Origin of the sequence: Mycobacterium sp. WMMD1722 (assembly GCF_049315205.1) — a bacterium.
Taxonomy (GTDB): domain Bacteria; phylum Actinomycetota; class Actinomycetes; order Mycobacteriales; family Mycobacteriaceae; genus Mycobacterium.
In genome coordinates this window covers 3,340,703-3,362,336 of sequence record NZ_CP186056.1, presented here as the reverse complement: position 1 = coordinate 3,362,336, position 21,634 = coordinate 3,340,703, and the positions used below count along the sequence as shown (strand labels likewise).

General features: G+C 70.8%; 12 protein-coding genes. 7 read left to right on the top strand and 5 right to left on the bottom strand.

Features of this window, described 5'->3' with window-relative positions; genetic code table 11:
* Nucleotide 1: 1 nt before the first annotated feature.
* Nucleotides 2-1,354, bottom strand: a complete 1,353-nt coding sequence (locus ACN27E_RS16075) for a 3-oxoacyl-ACP reductase (RefSeq protein WP_422742926.1) — start codon at nucleotides 1,352-1,354, stop codon at nucleotides 2-4.
* 92 nt (nucleotides 1,355-1,446) lie between these two features.
* Here ACN27E_RS16075 and ACN27E_RS16070 point away from each other — a divergent pair, with 92 nt between their 5' ends.
* The gene (locus ACN27E_RS16070) at nucleotides 1,447-2,778 is read left to right on the top strand and encodes an acetyl-CoA C-acetyltransferase (protein ID WP_422742925.1); all 1,332 of its coding nucleotides are present in this window, start codon (nucleotides 1,447-1,449) and stop codon (nucleotides 2,776-2,778) included.
* 252 nt (nucleotides 2,779-3,030) lie between these two features.
* On the top strand, nucleotides 3,031-3,459 hold the full coding sequence (locus ACN27E_RS16065; protein ID WP_422742924.1) for a DUF2510 domain-containing protein: 429 nt from the start codon (nucleotides 3,031-3,033) through the stop codon (nucleotides 3,457-3,459).
* 67 nt (nucleotides 3,460-3,526) lie between these two features.
* Here the strand turns inward: ACN27E_RS16065 and ACN27E_RS16060 are convergent, their stop codons facing one another.
* Nucleotides 3,527-5,362, bottom strand: a complete 1,836-nt coding sequence (locus tag ACN27E_RS16060; protein WP_422742922.1) for an acyl-CoA dehydrogenase — start codon at nucleotides 5,360-5,362, stop codon at nucleotides 3,527-3,529.
* 240 nt (nucleotides 5,363-5,602) lie between these two features.
* On the opposite strand from ACN27E_RS16060, the gene ACN27E_RS16055 reads away from it, so the two are divergent.
* The 4 genes from ACN27E_RS16055 to ACN27E_RS16040 all read left to right on the top strand — a co-directional run bounded on the left by ACN27E_RS16055 (nucleotide 5,603) and on the right by ACN27E_RS16040 (nucleotide 17,555).
* Nucleotides 5,603-6,700, top strand: a complete 1,098-nt coding sequence (locus ACN27E_RS16055) for a dihydrodipicolinate reductase (protein ID WP_422742921.1) — start codon at nucleotides 5,603-5,605, stop codon at nucleotides 6,698-6,700.
* A 189-nt stretch (nucleotides 6,701-6,889) separates the two neighbouring features.
* A complete protein-coding gene (gene pks2 / locus ACN27E_RS16050; protein ID WP_422742919.1) occupies nucleotides 6,890-13,108 on the top strand; it encodes a sulfolipid-1 biosynthesis phthioceranic/hydroxyphthioceranic acid synthase in 6,219 nt (2,072 codons plus the stop codon).
* Complete coding sequence (locus tag ACN27E_RS16045) at nucleotides 13,099-14,553, top strand: condensation domain-containing protein (protein ID WP_422742918.1); 1,455 nt, start codon at nucleotides 13,099-13,101, stop codon at nucleotides 14,551-14,553. Before pks2 ends, ACN27E_RS16045 begins: the two co-directional genes overlap by 10 nt.
* A gap of 26 nt (nucleotides 14,554-14,579) precedes the next feature.
* Entirely contained in the window at nucleotides 14,580-17,555 is a 2,976-nt protein-coding gene (locus tag ACN27E_RS16040) for an RND family transporter (RefSeq protein ID WP_422749909.1), read from the top strand.
* A gap of 3 nt (nucleotides 17,556-17,558) precedes the next feature.
* Here ACN27E_RS16040 and ACN27E_RS16035 read toward each other — a convergent pair whose 3' ends face one another.
* Genes ACN27E_RS16035 through ACN27E_RS16025 form a run of 3 tightly spaced genes read right to left on the bottom strand, consistent with a single transcriptional unit; the run spans nucleotide 17,559 to nucleotide 21,064 of the window.
* A complete protein-coding gene (locus tag ACN27E_RS16035; protein ID WP_422749907.1) occupies nucleotides 17,559-18,614 on the bottom strand; it encodes a PE-PPE domain-containing protein in 1,056 nt (351 codons plus the stop codon).
* A 52-nt stretch (nucleotides 18,615-18,666) separates the two neighbouring features.
* Nucleotides 18,667-19,326, bottom strand: a complete 660-nt coding sequence (locus ACN27E_RS16030) for a GAP family protein (RefSeq protein ID WP_422742916.1) — start codon at nucleotides 19,324-19,326, stop codon at nucleotides 18,667-18,669.
* Nucleotides 19,327-19,345: 19 nt separating this feature from the next.
* Nucleotides 19,346-21,064 carry an AMP-binding protein gene (locus tag ACN27E_RS16025; protein WP_422742914.1) on the bottom strand — a complete coding sequence of 573 codons (1,719 nt, stop codon included), beginning with the start codon at nucleotides 21,062-21,064 and terminating at the stop codon, nucleotides 19,346-19,348.
* A gap of 83 nt (nucleotides 21,065-21,147) precedes the next feature.
* On the opposite strand from ACN27E_RS16025, the gene ACN27E_RS16020 reads away from it, so the two are divergent.
* A complete protein-coding gene (locus ACN27E_RS16020) occupies nucleotides 21,148-21,633 on the top strand; it encodes a flavin reductase family protein (RefSeq protein WP_422742912.1) in 486 nt (161 codons plus the stop codon).
* The last annotated feature ends 1 nt before the right edge of the window (nucleotide 21,634 follow it).

The window sequence follows — 21,634 nt, the reverse complement described above, 5'->3', positions numbered from 1 at the left end:
GTCACGCTCCCAGCATGGCCTGGCCGCAGACCCGGATCGTGTTGCCGGTGACGGCGTTCGAGGCCGGGCTCGCGAAATAGGCGATCGTCTCGGCCACGTCGACCGGCTGACCACCCTGATACAGCGAGTTGAGCCGGCGGCCCACCTCGCGGGTGGCCAGCGGGATCGCCTCGGTCATCTTGGTCTCGATGAACCCGGGCGCCACCGCGTTGATCGTGATGTTCTTCTCGGCGAGCTTGTCGGCGAGCGCATCGGTCAGGCCGATCATCCCAGCCTTGGTGGTCGCGTAGTTGGTCTGCCCGCGGTTGCCGGCGATGCCGGCCATCGACGACAACCCGATGACACGGCCGCCCTCGCCGAGCGTTCCGTTCTCGACCAGGCCCTCGGTCAGCTGCAGCGGCGCGAGCAGGTTGACCGCCACAACGGCGTCCCATCGGCCCTCGTCCATGTTGGCCAGCAGCTTGTCGCGGGTGATGCCGGCGTTGTTGACCAGGATGTCGAGCCTGCCGCCGTGGTGTTCGCGCACGTGCGCGGCGATCTTGTCGACGGCGTCGGGCGCGGTCACGTCGAGCGTCAGCGCGGTGCCGCCCACCTTCTCGGCGACCTTGGCCAGATCCTCGGCTGCGGGTTCGACGTCGACCGCGACGACCTTCGCCCCGTCGCGGGCGAACACCTCGGCGATCGTCGCGCCGATGCCGCGCGCCGCGCCGGTCACCACCGCCACCTTGCCGTCGAGCGGCTTGTCCCAGTCGGCCGGCGGAGCGGAGTCCTCGGCGCCCACCCGGTACACCTGGCCGTCGACGTAGGCCGACTTGCCGGACAGGATGAACCGCATCGTCGACTCCAGACCCGTCGCCGCGGTCTTGGCCTGCGGCGACACGTACACCAGTGACACCGTCGCGCCGCGGCGCATCTCCTTGCCCAGTGAGCGGGTGAACCCTTCCAGCGCCCGCTGCACGATCTGCTCGTGCGGCGTCGACGTCTCGTCGGGCGTGGTGCCGATCACGACGAGACGCGCGTTGGGGGTCAGGTTGCGCAGCAGCGGGGTGAAGAACTCGTAGAGACCCTTGAGGCCCTCCGGTTCGGAGATGGCGGTGGCGTCGTAGACCAGACCGCCGAACTTGTCGGCCCACCGGCCGCCGATGTTGTTGGCGACCACCTCGTAGTCGTCGGCCAGCGCGGCGCGCAGCGGTTCGACGACCCGGCCCTCGCCGCCGATCAGCAGCGCACCCGGCAACGGCGGCTGGTCGGGCCGGTAACGACGCAGGGTCTCGGGCTGGGGGATGCCGAGCTGCTTGGCGAGGAACGAACCCGGGCCCGAGTGGACAATTTGGGTATAGAGATCGGAGGCCACTTCAGCTTGCCTTTCGTCCGCGGAGTGGTGGTTACACCCGAACTTACTCCTGAGTAAGAACGGTCGGTAATATCGGGTCTTACATAGCCGGAATGACAGTGGAGGCAAACGTGGCTGACAACAGGACCATGCGACGGGTCGCCGTGATCGGCGGCAACCGCATTCCGTTCGCCCGATCGGACGGCGCCTACGCCAACGCGTCGAACCAAGACATGTTCACCGCAGCGCTGGGCGGGCTCATCGACCGTTACGACCTGCAGGGCGAGCGGCTGGGCGCGGTGATCGGCGGTGCGGTGCTCAAGCACAGCCGGGACTTCAACCTGATGCGCGAATGTGTGCTCGGCAGTGCGCTGTCGTCCGCCACGCCGGCGTTCGACATCCAGCAGGCGTGTGGCACCGGACTGCAGGCCACCATCGCCGCGGCCGACGGTATCGCCGCGGGCCGGTACGAGGCGGCGGCGGCGGGCGGGGTGGACACCACCTCCGACGCCCCGATCGCCTTCGGGGACGATCTGCGCAAGGCGCTGCTGGGCCTGCGCCGGGCCAAGTCCAACGTCGACCGGCTCAAACTGGTCGGCAAGCTACCGGCGGCCCTGGGCATCGAGATCCCGGTCAACAGCGAACCCCGCACCGGGATGTCGATGGGTGAACACGCCGCGATCACCGCCAAGGAGATGGGCATCAAGCGCGTCGACCAGGACGAGCTGACCGCGGCCAGCCACCGCAACATGGCGGCCGCCTACGACCGCGGCTTCTTCGACGATCTGGTCACCCCGTTCCTCGGGGTGTACCGCGACAACAACCTGCGGCCGGATTCCTCGCCCGAGAAGCTGGCCAAGCTCAAGCCGGTGTTCGGTGTCCGCAACGGTGACGCGACGATGACCGCGGGCAACTCCACCCCGCTGACCGACGGCGCCTCGGTGTCGCTGCTGGCCTCCGAGGACTGGGCCGAGCAGCACTCCGTGGAGCCGCTGGCCTGGTACGTCGACGGCGAGACCGCCGCGGTGGACTACGTCAACGGCAAGGACGGGCTGCTGATGGCGCCGACCTACGCCGTGCCGCGCCTGCTCGCCCGCAACGGTCTCACGCTGCAGGACTTCGACTTCTACGAGATCCACGAGGCGTTCGCCTCGGTCGTGCTGGCGCATCTGCAGGCCTGGGAGTCCGAGGAGTACTGCAAGGAGCGGCTCGGTCTCGACAGTGCCCTCGGGTCCATCGACCGGTCGAAGCTCAACGTCAACGGCTCGTCGCTGGCCGCCGGGCACCCGTTCGCCGCGACCGGCGGGCGCATCGTCGCCCAGCTGGCCAAACAGCTGAAGCAGAGAAGACAGGAACTGGGAACAGGGTCCGGCCAGCCGGTGCGCGGTCTGATCTCGATTTGCGCCGCCGGCGGTCAGGGTGTCGCGGCCATCCTCGAGGCCTGAGCCGAGTCGCCCGAAATCTCTTCGGTAAGTCGTGTAACGCCGCCCCGGCGGGCGCCGATACACCGGGTAGCTCCGTGTTGCCGTCTGACCCCCCGACCCGACGGCAACACGGGGCCACTTCTTGGGTAGGCCACTCCTCTGGTTCGAGGGGTTCACGAGGGGTCGGCCGACCCTGCGAGGGTTCGGGAGTGCCGGGCGCAGAACCGTCCTCCCGAACCCACCCCTCCGCTGCCGCATCGGCATAATGCCGGCGTGCCCGCGTCGAAATCCGAAACCCGCATCATTGCCGCCGCCTACGACGATGTCTTCCGCGCCATGTGCGAGGCCGCCCGACTCGAGGCGATGACCGTCACCATGGCCGATCCGCGGGCGGGCGTCATTCAGCTCTCCACCGACATGTCCCTGACGACGTGGGGGGAGAATCTGAGCGTGCATCTGCGGCCCGGACCGCACGGCGTGGCGGCGACCGTCCACTCGGCGCTGAAATTCGGTCTGGTCGACTGGGGCAAGAACGCTGCGCTGATCAACACGCTGTTCGGCCTCGTCGACCGGGTGCTGGCCACGCCGGCCGGCGCATGGCATCCCGACCCGTCCGGCCGGCACGAGATGCGCTGGTGGGACGGCAATCGCTGGACCGAGCACGTCAGCGACGCCGGTGCCGTGGGCGTCGACCCGCTCTGAGCGCCCCGCCGGATGCAAAAGGCCCCCGCAGCTGCGGGGGCCTTTCGCGTAAGGGGGAAAGCTGAGATCAGAAGGCGGCTTCGTCGAGCTCCATGATCTCGTTGTCGATGTTCTCGACGATCGTGCGCGTGCTGGTGAGCAGCGGAAGGAAGCTCTTCGCGAAGAACGACGCCACCGCGATCTTGCCCTCGTAAAACGAGCGCTCGGCACCGGTCGCGCCCTGGTCGAGTGCGTCGATGGCCACCGCGGCCTGACGCTGCAGCAGCCAGCCGATCACCAGATCGCCGACGCTCATCAGGAACCGCACCGAACCCAGACCGACCTTGTAGACGTTCTTGGGGTCCTCCTGGGCCGACATCAGGTAGCCGGTCATCGAGGCCGCCATCGCCTGCACATCGGTCAGCGCGGTCGCCAGCAGCACCCGCTCGGCCTTGAGTCGGCCGTTGCCGGTCTCGGACTTCACGAACTCCTCGATCTGGCCGGCCACGTGGGCCAGGGCCACACCCTTGTCGCGGACGATCTTGCGGAAGAAGAAGTCCTGCGCCTGGATGGCGGTGGTGCCCTCGTAGAGGGAGTCGATCTTGGCGTCGCGGATGTACTGCTCGATCGGGTAGTCCTGCAGGAAGCCGGAGCCACCGAAGGTCTGCAGCGATTCGGTCAGCTTGGCGTAGGCCTGCTCGGAACCGACACCCTTGACGATCGGCAGCATCAGGTCGTTGACCTTCATCGCCAGCCCGGCGTCCACCCCGTGCACGGCCTCGGCCACCGCGGCGTCCTGGTAGGTGGCGGTGAACAGGTACAGCGCGCGTAGACCCTCGGCGTAGGCCTTCTGGGTCATCAGCGAACGCCGCACGTCCGGGTGATGGGTGATGGACACGCGCGGGGCGGTCTTATCGGTCATCTGCGTCATGTCGGCGCCCTGGATGCGGTCCTTGGCGTACTCCAGCGCGTTGAGATATCCGGTCGACAGCGTGGCGATGGCCTTGGTGCCTACCATCATGCGAGCCTGCTCGATCACGTCGAACATCTGCGCGATGCCGTTGTGCACCTCGCCGACCAGCCAGCCCTTGGCGGGTACGCCGTGCTGGCCGAAGGTCAGCTCACAGGTGGCCGAGACCTTCAGGCCCATCTTGTGCTCGACGTTGGTGACGAAGGCGCCGTTGCGCTCGCCGAGTTCACCGGTCTCCGGGTCGAAGTGGAACTTCGGTACGAAGAACAGCGACAGACCCTTGGTGCCCGGACCGGCGCCCTCGGGGCGGGCCAGCACCAGATGCATGATGTTCTCGAACAGGTCGTCGGAGTCGGCGGAGGTGATGAACCGCTTGACGCCGTCGATGTGCCACGAGCCGTCGGGCTGCTGGACGGCCTTGGTGCGGCCCGCGCCGACGTCGGAACCGGCGTCGGGCTCGGTGAGCACCATGGTGGCCCCCCAGCCGCGCTCGGCGGCCAGCTTGGCCCACTTCTTCTGCTCGTCGGTGCCGTTGTCGTAGAAGATCTGCGCCATACCGCCACCCATGGCGTACATGTAGGCGGCCGGGTTGGCGCCCAGCACGTGCTCGATCAGGGCCCACTGCAGCGCGCGGGGCATCGGCATACCGCCGAGCTCCTCGTCCATGCCGGCCTTGTCCCAGCCGGCGTCGAACAGGGCGCGCATCGACTTCTTGAAGCCCTCGGGCAGGGTCACGGTGTGCGTCTTGGGATCGAAGACCGGCGGGGTGCGGTCACCCTCGACGAACGACTCGGCGATGGGGCCTTCGGCCAGACGGGCCATCTCGTCGAGCATCTCGCGTGCGGTGTCGGCATCCAGCTCGCTGAAGTCGCCCTGACCCATGGCCTTGTCGACACCCAGCACCTCGAACAGGTTGAAGACCTGATCCCGGACATTGCTCTTGTAGTGGCCCACGATTTCCTCCTCGATGAAGACGCCACTTGCGGTTGGGTACTTCCGGTCGAAGTTACCCACCAGTAACTGGGGCCGACTATACCCGCCGGTAACTACAACGCAAACACCAGAACAGCAATTTCCATGCGCTAACCAACCAGGCGGTTGGCCGACGCGCCGCATTCGTCCAGATATGCGCGCTGAGCAGGCATTACCGGGTGCTGTGATGAGCGTCACTCACCGGTGATCTAGATTGTTCGCATGCTTCGCGTCGCGGTCTGGGGAACGGGCAACATGGGTTCCACCGCCATTCGGTCGCTCACCGGTTTCCCGGGTCTTTCACTGTCCGCGGTGATCACCTCCAGCGCGGCCAAGGTGGGCCGCGACGCGGCCGACCTCGCCGGTCTGCCGACCCCCACCGGAGTGATCGCCACCGACGACGCCGACGCCGCCCTCGCCGCCACCGACGCGGTGGCCTATATGGCGTCCGGGGACATCCGTCCCGACGAGGCGCTGGCCGACATCGAGCGCTGCCTACGGGCCGGCGCCCACGTCGTCACCCCGTCGCTGTACTCCCTCTACGACCCCGCGTCCGCGCCGCAGGAGTGGGTGCACCGACTGACCGCGGCCGCGCAGCAGGGTGGGTCGGGGCTGCTGGTGAGCGGTGTCGATCCGGGCTGGGGTAACGACGCCCTGGCCGTCGTCGCCGCCGGCCTGTGCACGCAGATCCGCAGCATCCACTGCCAGGAGATCTTCGACTACTCCACCTATGACCAGCCGCACGCGGTCAAGGTGCTGTGCGGTTTCGGGGGCCCGATGGACGAGACGCCGATGATGCTGCTGCCCTCGATCCCGACGATGGTGTGGGGCGGCAACATCCGGTTGATCGGCCGGCGGCTGGGCCTGGAGATCGACGAGATCGCCGAGGAACTCGAGCGGCGGCCGCTGGAGACCTCCGTCGACACCGTCATGGGCACCTTCGACGAGGGCACCCAGGGCGCGTTCTGGCTCAAGGTGATCGGCCGTGCCGGCGGTGTCGACCGCATCGTCATCGACCACATCACCCGCATCCATCCGTCCTGCGCACCGGACTGGCCGCAGCCCGAGGACGCCGCTTCCGGCGGCGCCGGGGACCACCGTGTCATCATCGACGGCGACCCGCAGCTGACGATCGTGTCGCGCGCCGACGTCCCCGGCGGCACCCGCGCCGACGGCGGCAACACCACCGCGGCAAACCGGTTGCTCGGCGCCATCGGGTGGTTGGCGGGCCATCAGCCGGGGATCTACGACGGGCTCGACATACCGCTCAACAGCACCCCGCCGGAGTGGGAGACCGCCCGCTGGGCGGACGGTCCCTAACCGGCCAAGATCACGCAGATGTCCTCGCGGGGAACGGGTTTGGCCGTCCCGCGCAAGTTTCGCGCCGATGCACCCGAACGGGAACGTTTGTAGCTAGGCTAATCGCTGCCGCGGGACGGGGCACGCGGTTGCACTGTGACGGGGTTCGCCGAATCCCCGGGGTGGGTGGACGTACGAGGAGAACGCATCTTGCGCGGAGCAACCGTCACCCCGGTGGCCGTCATCGGCATGGCCTGCCGTCTTCCCGGCGCGATCGATTCACCGCAAGCGCTGTGGGAGGCGCTGCTGCGCGGCGATGATCTGGTCGGGGAGATCCCCGCGCAGCGGTGGGACGCCGACGCCTACTACGACCCCGAACCCGGAGTGCCGGGCCGGTCGGTGTCCCGCTGGGGGGCGTTCCTCGACGACGTCGGTGGGTTCGACGCCGACTTCTTCGGGATGACCGACCGCGAGGCCACCGCGGTCGACCCACAGCACCGGTTGCTGCTGGAGACGTCGTGGGACGCCGTCGAACACGCCGGCCTGGACCCGGCCGCGCTCGCCCGCTCCCGGACCGGGGTGTTCGTGGGGTTGACCCACGGCGACTACGAACTGCTGTGCGCGGATGTCGGCGCCGCCGAGGGGCCGTACGGCTTCACCGGGACGAGCAACAGCTTCGCGTCGGGCCGGGTGGCCTACGCGCTGGGCCTGCACGGTCCGGCCGTCACCGTCGACACCGCGTGTTCGTCCGGTCTGATGGCGATCCACCAGGGCTGCCGCAGCCTGCACGACGGCGAGAGCGACCTCGCGCTGGCCGGCGGCGTCGCGGTCACCCTCGAACCGCGTAAATCGGTGTCGGGGTCGTTGCAGGGCATGCTGTCGCCGAGCGGACGGTGCCGGGCGTTCGACGCGGCGGCCGACGGCTTCGTCTCCGGCGAGGGATGTGTGGTGCTGCTGCTCAAGCGGCTGGCCGACGCGCAGCGCGACGGCGACCGCATCCTGGCCGTCGTGCGCGGCACCGCAGCGAATCAGGACGGACGCACCGCCACCATCGCCACCCCGTCGGAGCAGGCGCAGATCGCGGTCTACCGGGAGGCGCTGCGCGTCGCGGGCGTCGACGCCGCGACGGTCGGCCTGGTGGAGGCGCACGGCACCGGCACCCCCACCGGCGACCCGATCGAGTACGCCAGCCTCGCCGCGGTCTACGGAACCGCCGGCCCGTGTGCGCTGACGTCGGTGAAGACCAACTTCGGGCACCTGCAGTCGACGTCCGGTCCGCTGGGCATGATGAAGGCGATCCTGGCGCTGCAGCACGGCGTCGTCCCGAGGAATCTGCACTTCACCGGGCTGCCCGCAGCCCTGGCCACGATCGAGACCGGGCTGGCGGTGCCGGTGACGACGACGCCGTGGCCGCGCGATGACGGGCGGCCGCGCCGCGCCGCGGTGTCCTCCTACGGGCTGTCGGGCACCAACGTGCACGCGGTGCTCGAACAGGCGCCCGCGACGCAGCCGGCTGCCGCGACGGAAAGCGAAGCGCCGCAGCTGTTCCCGATCTCCTCGACCTCGGCCGAGCAGCTCCGCACGACCGCGGGCCGGCTGGCGGACTGGCTGGACGGGCAGGATTGGGCTGCTGGCGGCGGCGACTTGCGCGATCTGGGCTACACCCTGGCCCGGCGCCGGGCGCACCGGCCGGTGCGCACCGCGGTGACGGCGGGCACGGCCGAGGAGCTCAGTGCCGCTCTGCGTGCCGTCGCCGGTGCCGACACGCCCTGTCCGGCGGCGGTGGGGCGAGACGACCGGGGTCCGGTGTGGGTGTTCTCCGGACAGGGCTCCCAGTGGGCGGGTATGGGGTCGGATCTGCTCGACGCCGAACCCGTCTTCGCCGCCACGGTGGCGGCACTGGAGCCGGTGCTCGCCGCCGAGTCGGGATTCTCGGTGACCGAGACGCTGCGGGCACCGCAGACGGTCACCGGGCTGGACCGGGTGCAACCGACGCTGTTCGCGCTGCAGGTCGGGCTGGCCGAGACGATGAAATCCTATGGCGTGTATCCCGGCGCGGTCATCGGCCACTCCCTCGGCGAGGTGGCCGCCGCCGTGGTGTCGGGCGCGCTGACCCTCGACGACGGCGCGAAGGTGATCTGCCGCCGGTCGGCGTTGATGGCGCGGATGTCGGGCAGCGGTGCGATGGCGGCGGTGGAACTGCCCAGCGGACAAGTTCTTTCGCAACTGTCGATCCGCGCGGTGTCCGACGTGGTGCTCGCGGTGGTCGCCTCACCGACCTCGACCGTGATCGGCGGCGACGCCCAGAGCGTCCGGGAACTGGTCGCTGCCTGGGAGCGCAACGACGTGCTGGCCCGCGAGGTGGCGGTCGACGTCGCCTCGCATTCACCGCAGGTCGACCCGATCCTCGACGATCTGATCGACGCGCTCGCCGATCTCGAACCGATGACCCCGGACGTCCCTTACTACTCCGCGACGACGTGGGATGCGCGCGAGCGCCCGTCGTTCACCGCCGACTACTGGGCCGACAATCTGCGCTACACCGTGCGCTTCGCGGCCGCCGTTCAGGCGGCGCTCGAAGACGGTTTCCGGGTGTTCGGCGAGCTCTCGCCGCACCCGCTGCTCACCCATGCGGTCGAGCAGAACGCGGCCGGCATGGGCGTCCCGGTCGCCGCGCTGGCCGCGCTGCGGCGGGGGCAGCGGTACCCAGACGGGCTGCGCGACGTCGTCGCCGATGTCCACAGCGCCGGTGCGGCGGTGGACTTCTCGCGGCTCTACCCGGACGGCCGACTGCTCGACGCACCGCTGCCCACCTGGACACACCGCGACCTCATGCTGACCCGCGAGCCGGGCGCCCCCGGGGCGTCCGTGGTGGCCGCACATCCGCTGCTCGGCGCCCATGTGCAGTTGTTCGAGGAGCCCGAGCGCCACGTGTGGCAGGGCGACGTGGGCACCGCGACCCATCCATGGCTGGCCGATCACCGCATCCACGGGGTGGCGGCGCTCCCGGGTGCCGCCTACTGCGAGATGGCCCTGGCCGCCGCGCATACGGTGCTCGGGGAGCGGGCGGAGGTCGTCGACGTCGTCTTCGAACAGACCCTGTTGCTGGACCCGCAGACCACGCTGTCGGCCCAGGCGCAGGCCGGGCTCGGCGGCGGATGGGATTTCACCACCCACACCCGCCACGACGGTGAGAGCGTGCGACGGTCCCGGGCCGAGCTACGTGCCGGTGACGCGACGGACCCGCCGCCACCGCACGACGTCGACGCGCTGTGCGCCGGGCATGGGCTCCGGCGCGACGGGGCCGAACTGCGAAACATGTTCTCGGCCATCGGGATCGACTACGGAACCGCGTTCGGTGGGCTGGCCGCCGTCCACACCGGCGACGGCCGCGCCACCCTACTGGCCGAGGTGGCCCTTCCCGGCGCCATCCGGTCGCAACAGACGGCGCATCGGGTGCATCCCGCCCTGCTCGACGCCTGCTTCCAATCCATCATCGTCCATCCGGACGTCCAGCGCGCCGCCGCCGAGGGCGGGCTGCTGTTGCCGGTGGGGGTACGCCGGATGCGGTTGCACCGGCCGGTCCGCGATGCGCACTTCTGTCTGACGCGCATCACCTCCTCCCGACCGGGGGAGTGCGAAGCGGACCTGGAGGTGCTCGACCGGTCCGGAACCGTCCTGCTCAGCGTCGAGGGGCTGCGCCTCGGGGCCGGTGCATCGGCCGGTGAGCGGGCCGACCGGCTGCTCGACGAACGGCTGCTGGCGATCGAGTGGGACCGGGGTGACCTGCCGGCGCCGACATCGTCGTCCGGACGAATGTGGTTGGTGCTCAACGGGACCGAGCACCGGCAGGTGGACGCACTGACCACCGCACTGCGTGACACCGGCGATGACTGCGCGGTGATCGGCGATGACGCCGTGCGGGCGGCGTTGGCCGGCCGGGGCGTCGACGGTGTCGCCGGTCTGGTGGTGATGGCCTCGGCGGGCACCGCCGGTATCCGTCGACTGGTCAGGATCGTGCGTGACGTGGCCGAACCGCAGGGTGAGCCGCCGCGGCTGTTCGTGGTGACCCGCAACGCGACGGCCGTGCGGTCCGGCGACCTGGTGAACCTCGACCACGCCGGCCTGCGCGGACTGCTGCGCGTGGTCGACGCGGAGTACCCGCACCTGCGGACCACCCAGATCGACGTGGACTCCGATCTCGACGACGTCGCCGCCGACCTCGTCCGCCAGTTGCGCAGCGGTTCCGACGAGGACGAGACCGCCTGGCGCGCCGGTGACTGGTACACCGCCCGGTTGCGTCCGGCCCCCCTGGGTCCGGACGATCGGCGAACCACCACAGCCAGATCCGCGCAAACCGCTGTGCGATTGCAGATCCGCCAGCCCGGTGACCTGACGACGCTGGAGCGCGTGGTCGCCGATCGGGAGGTGCCCGGACCGGGTGAGATCGAGGTGGCCGTCCACGCGTCGAGCGTCAACTTCGCCGATGTGCTGGTCGCGTTCGGGCGCTACCCCACCTTCGAGGGGCACGAACAGCAGCTGGGTATCGACTTCGCCGGGATCGTCACCGCCGTCGGACCGGGTGTCACCGACCACCGCGTCGGTGACCGGGTCGGCGGGATGAGCCCGCACGGCTGCTGGAGCACCCACGTCCGCTGCGACGCCCGACTGGCGGTGGCGTTGCCGGCGGGGCTGGGGTTCGACACGGCCGCCGCCATCCCGACCGCCCACGCCACGGCCTGGTATGCCCTGCACGATCTCGCGCGGCTCACGGCCGGTGACAGCGTGCTGATCCACTCCGGGACCGGCGGAGTGGGTCAGGCCGCGATCGCCGTCGCACATGCGGCAGGCGCCAGGATCTTCGCGACCGCGGGCAGTGCGCAGCGCCGACAGACGTTGCGCGACATGGGTATCGAATACGTCTACGATTCCAGGACCGCCGGTTTCGCCGACGCCATCCGCGCCGACACCGCCGGCCGCGGGGTCGACGTGGTGCTGAATTCGCTGCCGGGCGCCGCCCAGCGCGCCGGCCTGGAACTGCTGGCCTTCGGGGGGCGATTCGTCGAGATCGGCAAACGCGACATCTACGCCGGCAGCCGGCTGGATCTCTTCCCGTTCCGGCGCAACCTGTCCCTGCACGCGGTGGACCTGGCGCTGCTGACCCACAGCCATCCCGAGCTGGTGGCGCGGCTGTTGCACACGGTCTACCAGCAGATCGGCCAGGGCGTAATTGCGTTGCCGCACATCAGCATCCACCCGGTTAACGAGGCGGCCGCGGCGGTCCGTCAGGTGGCCGGTGCCCAGCACACCGGCAAGGTGGTGCTCGACATGGCCGCGGCCGAGCGCGGTGTCGCCGTGGTGCCGCCGGAGCGCGTTCCGGTGTTCAGGTCCGACGGCGCCTACATCATCACCGGAGGCATGGGCGGGCTCGGCAGGTTCCTGGCCGCCGGCATGGCCGAGGCGGGCTGCGGACGCCTGGTGCTCAATTCGCGCTCGGAGCCGGACGCCCGCACCCGCGCGGCCATCGAGGACATGCGTGCCGCCGGCGCCGACGTCGTCGTGGCGTGTGGCGACATCGCCGATCGGCCGACTGCGGCCCGGCTGGTCGCTGCCGCCACCGCCACCGGTCTGCCGGTGCGCGGGGTGCTGCACGCCGCCGCGGTGGTCGAGGACGCCACCCTGGCCAACGTCACCGACGAGCTCATCGAGCACTGCTGGGCGCCGAAAGTGAACGGCGCCCTCCATCTTCACGAGGCCACCGCGGATTCGCCGCTGGACTGGTTCTGTGTGTTCTCCTCGGCCGCCGCGCTGGTCGGATCACCGGGGCAGGCCGCCTACGCCGCGGCGAACAGCTGGTTGGACGGCTTCGCGCGCTGGCGCCGGGCCCAGGGACTGCCCGCGACGGCCATCGCCTGGGGGGCCTGGGCGCAGGTCGGGCGCGCCCATGACGTGGCCGTTGCGCTGGCGCAGACCGCGGGCGCCTCGATCGCTCCGGCCGAGGGCGCCCACGCCTTCGCCCAGCTGATCCGCCACGACCGCGCCCACACCGGATACGCGGTGGTGGCGGGCACCCCGTGGCTGACGGCGTTCGCCGCGCGCAGCCGCTTCGCCGAAGGCTTCCGCAGCTCGGGGCAGGCCGCGGCGGGTGGCTTGCGCGCCGAGCTGGCTGCGATGCCGCGCGACGAGTGGCCGGCGGCGGTCCGGCGCATGGTGAGCGACCAGGTCGGGCTGCTGTTGCGGCGCACCATCGACCCCGACCGGCCGCTGTCGGACTACGGGCTCGATTCGCTGGGCAACCTGGAGCTGCGAACCCGGATCGAAGCCGAAACCGGCGTGCGGGTCAGCCCCGCACAGATCACCACGGTGCGTGCCCTGGCCGACCAGCTGTGCGATGAGCTGCTCGCCGCGCAGGAGCCGGCGTGCGCATAGGTCCGCTGGCCCTGGGCACCCCCGCCGACTGGGATCCGGGCGACGGCTCCGCCGTGTCGTGGTCGCCGACCGCGCCGTCGCTCGCCGCGGCGGCTGACGCCCCGGTGAGCGACGTCCCGGTCAGCTACATGCAGGCACAGCATCTGCGGGGCATCCGTGACCAGGAGGCCCGGGGTCTGGACTACTCCCGGCTGATGATCGTGGCCTGCGATGCACCCGGGCGGTGTGACGTGCGGGCCATGACCTACGTCATCAACGCGCATCTGCGCCGGCACGACACCTACCGCAGCTGGTTCGAGCACACCGGTGACGGCGACATCGTGCGGCACCGCCTCGACGACCCGGCCGACATCGAATTCACCCCCACGCGGCACGGCCGGGTCACCGCGCAGCAGGCCCGCGAACTCGTGCTCGCGACACCTGATCCGTCGCACTGGGACTGCTTCCGATTCGGCATCGTCGCGCGGGCGGACGGTTTCACGTTCTACGCCAGCATCGACCACGTCCACGTCGACGCGATGATCGTCGGGGTGACGCTGACGGAGTTCCTGCTGATGTACTCGTCGCTGGTGGCCGGGCATCAGCCCGTCGCGCTGCCCCCGGTAGCCGGTTACGACGAGTTCTGCCGCCGGCAGCGCGAGTCCACCCGCGCGCTGACCGTCGACGCACCCGAGGTGCGGCGGTGGCGGCGGTTCGCCGAGGGCAACGGCGGCACGCTGACCACTTTCCCGCTGCCGCTGGGGGATCCGGCGGTGCGCCACCGCTCGGGCATCGTCACCGCCCGGATGCTCGACGCCGAGCAGACCGCCCGGTTCGAAGCGGTGTGCACCTCGGCCGGCGCCCGCTTCGTCGGTGGTGTGCTGGCCTCCTTCGGACTGGCCGAGCGCGCGCTGACCGGAACCGACGTCTACTACGGCCTCACCCCCCGCGACACCCGCTCGACGCCCGCCGAATGGGCCACTCAGGGCTGGTTCACCGGGCTCGTCCCGGTCACGGTGCCCCTCACCGACTCCGACGCCCGGGTGGATTTCGCCGCGGCCGCCCGCGCGGCCCAGGTGTCCTTCGACGAAGGCGCCGGCCTGGCCCGAATCCCCTACGACCGCATCCGGGAACTGCATCCGACCCTGACCCGCGCCCGACCGAACTTCCCCGTGGTGAATTTCCTCGACGCGGGTTCGCCGCCGCTGTCGGCGCTGTTGACCGCCGACCTCGGGAATTTGAACGTCGGCATCTACAGCGACGGGCGATACTCCTATCAGATGTGCATCTACGTCATCCGGGTGCACGACGAAACGGCGGTGGCGGTGATGTATCCCGACAATCCGGAGGCCGCGGAATCGGTGGCCCGCTATCTCGAGGTGCTGCAGACGGTGTTCGGCCGCGCCGCCGGGACCGCACCCGGGCTGGGGCGGGAGCCGGAGGTGAACAGATCTTCGGCCGGTTAGGCGACCTCGCCGCGCGCCGGCCCTGGCTGGTCATCGGCTGCTGGGCGGTCCTCGCGCTGCTGGCGCCGCACGCGGTTCCGTCGCTGACCACGATGTCGGAGCGCAACCCGATCGCCGTGCTGCCCGCCGACGCCCCGTCGGCCGTGGCGACCCGGGACATGGCGCAGGCGTTCGGCGAGGCGGGCTCGGAGAACCTCCTGGTGGTGGTGCTGAGCAACGACGACGGGCTCACCGCGGCCGACCAGGACGTCTACCGCGCACTGGCAGAGGATCTGCGCCGCGACGTCCGCGACGTGGTGATGGTGCAGGACTTCGCCACCACCCCGCCGTTGCGCGACACGCTGAGCAGTCGGGACGGGAAGGCCTGGTTGCTGCCGGTGGGGCTGACCGGTGAACTGGGCACCCCCGAGGCCTACGGCGCCTACACCCGGGTCGGGGACATCATCGCCCACCGCGTCGACGGGGCCGCAGTCACGGTGAACCTGACCGGGCCGGCCGCCACCGTCGCCGATCTCACCGACGCCGGTGCCGGTGACCGGCTGCCGATCGAGATCGCTATCGCGGTGCTGCTGGTGGTCATCTTGGCTGTCGTCTATCGCAATCCGGTGACGATGTGCCTGCCGCTGCTGACCATCGGCGCGTCCCTGCTGACGGCGCAGGGTGCGGTGGCGGCGGTGTCGCTGTGGACCGGAATGGCCATCTCCAACCAGACCATCGTGCTGCTCAGCGCCATGGTCGCCGGGGCGGGCACCGACTACGCGGTGTTCCTGATCAGCCGGAACCACGATCACGTCCGCGCCGGGTTCGCGCCGGAGCAGGCGGTGCGGCGCGCGCTGCTCTCGATCGGCAAGGTCGTCGCCGCGTCGGCGGCCACCGTGGGGGTGACGTTCCTGGCGATGGGATTCGCGACGCTGGGCGTCTTCTCGACGGTCGGGATGGCGCTGGGCATCGGGATCGGCACCGCTTTCCTGGCCGCGGTGACCCTGCTTCCGGCGCTGTTGGTGCTCGCGGGCCGGCGGGGCTGGGTCACGCCCCGCACCGAACGTACGACGGCGTTCTGGCGACGCAGCGGGATCCGTATCGTGCGCCGGCCGACGGCCCACCTGGCCGGCAGCCTGGCCGTGCTGCTCGCGCTGGCCGGTGTCGCCGGGGCGGCACGGTTCAACTACGACGACCGCAAACAGCTGCCCGACGACGTCGAGAGCTCGGTGGGTTACACCGCGCTGGATCGCCACTTCCCGGTCAACCAGACCATTCCGGAGAACTTGCTGATCGCCTCGCCGCACGATCTGCGTACCCCCCGCGCGCTGGCCGACCTGGAACAGCTGGCCCAGCGGATCAGCCAGGTGCCGGGCGTCGCCGTCGTCCGCGGGGTCACCCGTCCGACCGGGGAATCCCTTCAGCAGGCCAGGGCCACCTACCAGGCGGGGGAGGTGGGCGCCCAGCTCGGCGAGGCCTCGACCACCATCGACCGCCGCGATGGTGACCTCGACCGGCTGGCATCGGGCGCCGACCAGCTCGCCGACGGACTCGGGGACGCGCAGGCCCAGATCGCCCAGGCTGTCGGTGGGGTGCGCACCCTGGTCGACGCACTCGCGCGGATCGCCGACCAGTTCGGCGGGCAGCGGACGCTGGGGCAGCTCGGGGACGCCACCCGGCTGATCTCCGGACTGCGCGCGCTGGGCGACTCGCTGGCGGTGAACTTCGGCGACGTCGGCGCCGACTTCGGCTGGGTCGATCCCGTGGTCGCGGCGCTCGACAGCAGCCCGGTGTGCCAGGCGAACCCGCTGTGCGTCACGGCGCGCGGCCAGTTCCACCGCCTGCAGGTGCTGCGGGCGGACGGCACGCTGGACCGGCTGACCGGCCTGGCCCGCCAGTTGCAGTCGGCGGGTCCGGTGCAGACGCTCTCCGTGACCGTCGACCGCCTCGGCCGGTCCCTCGACGAGGCCGTCGGCGCGCTGCGCGCACTGGGACTCGACGACCCCCGCGCGGTGCGGCAGCGCCTGAGCACCGTGCAGACCGGGGCCGACGACCTCGCCGGGGCGAGCCGCCAACTCGCCGACGGGGTGCAGTTGCTGGTGGATCAGACCAGGACGATGGGCGCCGGTCTCGGCCAGGCGTCGGCGTTTCTGACCGCGATGAGCCGCAACGCGTCGGATCCGGCCATGGCGGGATTCAACATCCCACCCGAGGTGTTCGACAGCGACGACTTCCGGCGCCTGGCCCAGCTGTTCATCTCGCCGGACGGCCATGCCGTGCGCTACTTCATCCAGACCGACCTGGATCCGTTCAGCACCGCGGCGATGGATCAGGTCGACGCGATCCTGGCCGTCGCGCGGGGCGCGCTGCCCAACACATCGCTGGCCGACGCGACGGTGTCGATGTCCGGCTACCCCGTCACCCTGCGCGACACCCGCGACTTCTACGACCGCGACATCCGCTTCATCGGCGCCGTCACCGTCGCGGTGGTGTTGCTGATCCTGATGCTGTTGCTGCGGTCGGTGATCGCACCGCTCTACCTGGTGGGCTCGGTGATCCTGTCGTGTCTGTCCGCGGTGGGGGTGGGCGTCGCGGTGTTCCAGTTCGGGCTGGGCCAGCCGCTGCACTGGAGCGTTCCGGGGCTGGCGTTCGTGGTGCTGGTGGCGGTGGGTGCCGACTACAACATGCTGCTGGCCTCGCGACTGCGCGACGAGGCGCCCCGCGGAGTGCGCTACGGCGTCATCCGCACCGTCGCGTCCACCGGCGGGGTGATCACCGCGGCGGGGGTGATCTTCGCGGCGTCGATGTTCGGTCTGCTGTTCTCGAGCATCGGCGCCGTCGTGCAGTCGGGGGTGGTGATCGGGGTCGGCCTGCTGATCGACACCTTCGTCGTGCGCACCATCACCGTGCCCGCCGTGGCGACGCTGCTGGGCCGGGCCGGCTGGTGGCCGGCGCGGCCCTGGACCAGGCCCCGGGAGCAGGAGCGTCCGCCGGTGCGGCGCACCGTGTTCGATCAGGTGTGACGCTCAGCCGAGCGGGCCGATGAGGTCGCGCACCGTGCCCAGGGTGTCCTCGATGGCTCCGCGGGTCTGCGGGTCGAGGACCGCGATCGGATCCATCCCGCGGGCCGGGTCCACCGCCACCGGCCGGTGGCGCGGATCGTCGTAGCGGGAGTATCCGGCGTCGACGATCGGCTGCAGGACGCTGTCGATCTGGTCGACGAACGCGCCGGACAGCCCGAGGTAGCGCAGCGGCAGCGTCAGCGGCAGGTGGTTGACCGGGATGAGGTAGGTCGTGGTGCGTGCGCCCCTGCTGTTGACCGTGCTGCGGATGTTCTGTGGGGGGACGTCACCGGGCCCGGTGAACGCCGCGGGCGTGTGCACGATCGCCGAGGCCACGGTGGCGTTGGCCACCGAGAGCAGATTGTCCGGCCGGTCGGGGAAGTCGGCCAGCCCGTCGTAGGTGGCGACGAGTTTGTCGGTGTCGTACTGGCTGTCCACCTCCGGGGGCATCGTGTAGTCGATGAGTGGGAGGTAGCTGCCGGGCGGGAAGATGCCCGACAGGAAACTCGCGCCGAACGCGTGCCTGCCGGTCGGGTTCCCGATCGTGGTGAACGACAGCCGGTCCGGCGGCGGCGCGTGCGGATCGCCGGCCAGCCGGGCCTGCTCCTGGTCGAGCGCGAGCGTGCCCTGCGACAGACCGACGACGGCCGCCGGGGCCGAGCCGGCGCGGATGGCCTGGTCGAGATTGTGCGTCGCGATGGTCGCTGCTTCCCCGATGCTCTCGCGGTCCCGGCCGCCGGGCGGCAGGAACATCTCGGGTACCCAGCTGAACGGTGCCCCGGCCGGATAGTCGACGATGTCGCGTCGGGTGCCGGGGAAGTATTGCGCGCCGGCCCGGGCGGTGTAATCCCGCCAGGGGATGCCGGGCGCGCGGGCCCCGCCGAGCGCGTAGACCACCTCGGGTCCCGGCGGCGGGGGCGGCGCGGGTGGGGCGGGGTCGGCGACCGCGACGCCCGTCCCGAGGGCGCCCCCGGTGCCGACGACGACGGCAGCCAGCGCTGCGGCGAGCGATCGTCTCATCACCACGGCCTACGGTACTGCAGCGCCCGGCCCGCCGCGGGGATCTCGGCGCTCACGAACCGGCCAGCCCGACGGCGATCAGGGCCGCCCCCACGACGGCCAACAGCACCGCGACGTCGCGGCGGGTGCGCGACCGGATCCAGTCGTTGATCGCCGTCATCACCGCCCGGGTGCGGTCGGGGGACACCAGATGCACCAGCAGCGCGGCCTCGACGAGGACGAGCGCCGCAACGTTGAACACCACCACCGCCGCGATCTGGGTGGCCACCGACGCCCCCGAGGCCAGGATCATCGCCAGCACCGCCAGATAGTCGATCGACGGTAGCGCCATCCCCAGCCCCACCACCGCCGCCAGCCACGGCGAATGTCCGTTGAGCAGCCGGCGCGCCCGGATCAGCAGCGCGATGTCGCGCGGCGGTCGATCGGTCCGTCGGGCCGGCCGCCATACGGCCAGTACCGCGGCGACCAGCAGCGCCGCCACCCCGATCGCGATCTGCACCCGGGGCAGCGTGACGTGGCCCGACTCCGGCAGCGCCGGGCGGAACACGAACAGCACCACCAGGCCGCCCAGGACCCCCATGGTGAACGCACCGGCCAAGAAGGCGGCCAGCTGCAGCACCGGTCTGGGCCGGTTGAGCATCAGCACGGTCAGCCCGATCCGGAACGGCTCCAGACAGACCACCGCGGCCATCATCAGCAGGGTCGGCCACATCAGCGGACGGCGGCGGCGATCAGGCGTCCAGGCGGCTGAACCGCGCGTGCCGGTACTCCTCGACGCACGCCGCGCGTCGGATCTTCCCGCTCGATGTGGTCGGGATCGAGCCCGGCGACACCAGCACCAGATCGGCCACGTTCAGGCCGTGCGACCGGGAAATCGCCGAGGTCACCTCGTGGCGTACGCGGCGCAGGCTTTGGCGCACCTCGTCGTCGGAACCTCCGCGTTTCTTGTATTCGATGATGGTGACCAGTTTCTCGGTCGTCTCGACCGGTACCGCGATGGCGGCCACCCGCCCGCCGGTGATCTCGCCGACGGTGGCCTCGATGTCCTCGGGATAGTGGTTGCGGCCGTAGACGATGAGCAGATCTTTGACCCGCCCCACGATGAACAGCTCCCCGTCGGATATGAAGCCCAGGTCGCCGGTGCGCAGCCAGGACCGGCCCGGCGTGCCGGCCAGCACCGCGCCGAACGTCCGGCGCGTCTCCTCGGGCCGGTTCCAGTAGCCCGCCGCGACGTTGTCACCGTGCACCCAGATCTCGCCGACGGATCCCGGCGCACACTCGTCGGCGGTCTGCGGGTCGACGATCCGCACGGCCGGCGACGGGGCCACCCCGTAGCTCAACAGCGGACTGCCGGCACCCTCGGCGCAGCGCACCGCGGTGCCGAGGGCGAGGGCTTGCGCGTCGAATTCGACCACCTGCGGTGGCCGGCCGCCCCGACGGGTGGCGACGTAGACGCATGCCTCGGCCAGACCGTAGGACGGGCACATCATGTCCGGGCGCGCGCCGAAGCGGGCGAACCGTTCGACGAACCGGTCCAGCGTCGCGGGGTGCACGCGCTCGCTGCCGCTGACGATGCGGGCCACACCGCCGAGGTCCAGTCCGGTCATGTCCTCGTCGGTCGTCCGGCGCACAGCCAGCTCGAAGGCGAAGTTCGGGGCGGCCGAGAACGCGTGCGGGTGGGCGGCCAGCGCCTGCACCCAGCGGGCCGGCCGCTGCAGGAACGCCAGCGGGCTGCTCAGTTGCGCGCGATACCCGCCCAGGATCGGGCCGATGACGCCGAGCACCAGACCCATGTCGTGGTAAAAGGGCAGCCACGAGACGATCGTCGTGCCCGGCGGCGCCACCCCGTCCAGGTCGGGGAAGTAGGCGGCCATCAGCTGACGGAAGTTCGCCTGCAGGTTGCGTTCGGTGATCATCACACCGGCCGGCAGCCGGGTCGATCCGGAGGTGTACTGCAGATACGCGATATCGGGGGCGCTCACCCGCGCCGCCCGAGCGCCGCCGGCGTCGAGGTCGAGATCGTCGACCGCCAGGATGGTCGGCGCGCGCCCACCGGCCGGGGCGTAGTCGGTGAAGGCGGGTGCGACGGCGGCGGTGGTCAGCACGACCGCCGGTTCGGCGTCGCCGAGGACGGCCTGGACCCGCTCGTCCGGAACCCCGGGGTACGGCGCCGACAGCGGCACCGCGATGAAACCGGCCTGCAGTGCACCGAGGAAGGCGGCTATGAAGTCCAGCCCTTGTGGTGCGGCGATCACCGCGCGGTCACCGGGCGATCCGTGCCCGGCGAGCGCGACCGCGACGTTGACGGCCCGGCGGTAGACCTGCGCCCAGGTCAGCGATTCGGCCTGCCCGTCCGCGGCGACGTCGAAGTCGGTGTAGGTGTAGGCGATGTCGGTGGGCTGCAGACCGGCGCGTTCGCGCAGCAGCGACACCACGGACTGCCCGGACATGCGCGTCAGGTTACCGCCCGGCGGAAATGTGTTGCCGATGCCCGCTGTTCGGTGTTTCGCCGCCGTGTGAAGATGGGGAGGCTATGAGTACCACGGACCTGAGCCCGGCGACCCTGCGCGAGGCGTTCGGTCACTTCCCGACGGGTGTGATAGCCATCGCCGCCGAGGTGGACGGCGTCCGCGTCGGCCTGGCCGCCAGCACTTTCGTGCCGGTGTCGCTGGATCCGCCGCTGGTGTCGTTCTGTGTGCAGAACAACTCCACCACCTGGCCGAAGCTCAAGGACCTGCCCCGGCTGGGCATCAGTGTGCTCGGCGAGTCACACGATGCGGCCGCGCGGACGCTGGCCGCCAAGGCGGGCGACCGGTTCGCCGGGCTGAACACCGAGTCGACCGAACACGGCGCGGTGTTCATCCACGGCACCAGCGTGTGGCTGGACAGCTCGATCCATCAGACCGTCGAGGCCGGCGACCACACGATCGTGATCCTGCGGGTCGAGGACATCGCCGTCCATCCGGACGTGGCCCCGATCGTGTTTCACCGCAGCACGTTCCGCCGCCTCGGCGGCTGAG

Coding starts and splice junctions, on each gene's coding strand:
- ACN27E_RS16070 (WP_422742925.1), top strand. CDS start 1,447: ATGACAGTGGAGGCAAACGTGGCTGACAACAGGACCATGCGACGGGTC.
- ACN27E_RS16055 (WP_422742921.1), top strand. CDS start 5,603: ATGCTTCGCGTCGCGGTCTGGGGAACGGGCAACATGGGTTCCACCGCC.
- ACN27E_RS16035 (WP_422749907.1), bottom strand. CDS start 18,614: ATGAGACGATCGCTCGCCGCAGCGCTGGCTGCCGTCGTCGTCGGCACC.
- ACN27E_RS16030 (WP_422742916.1), bottom strand. CDS start 19,326: ATGTGGCCGACCCTGCTGATGATGGCCGCGGTGGTCTGTCTGGAGCCG.
- ACN27E_RS16025 (WP_422742914.1), bottom strand. CDS start 21,064: ATGTCCGGGCAGTCCGTGGTGTCGCTGCTGCGCGAACGCGCCGGTCTG.
- ACN27E_RS16020 (WP_422742912.1), top strand. CDS start 21,148: ATGAGTACCACGGACCTGAGCCCGGCGACCCTGCGCGAGGCGTTCGGT.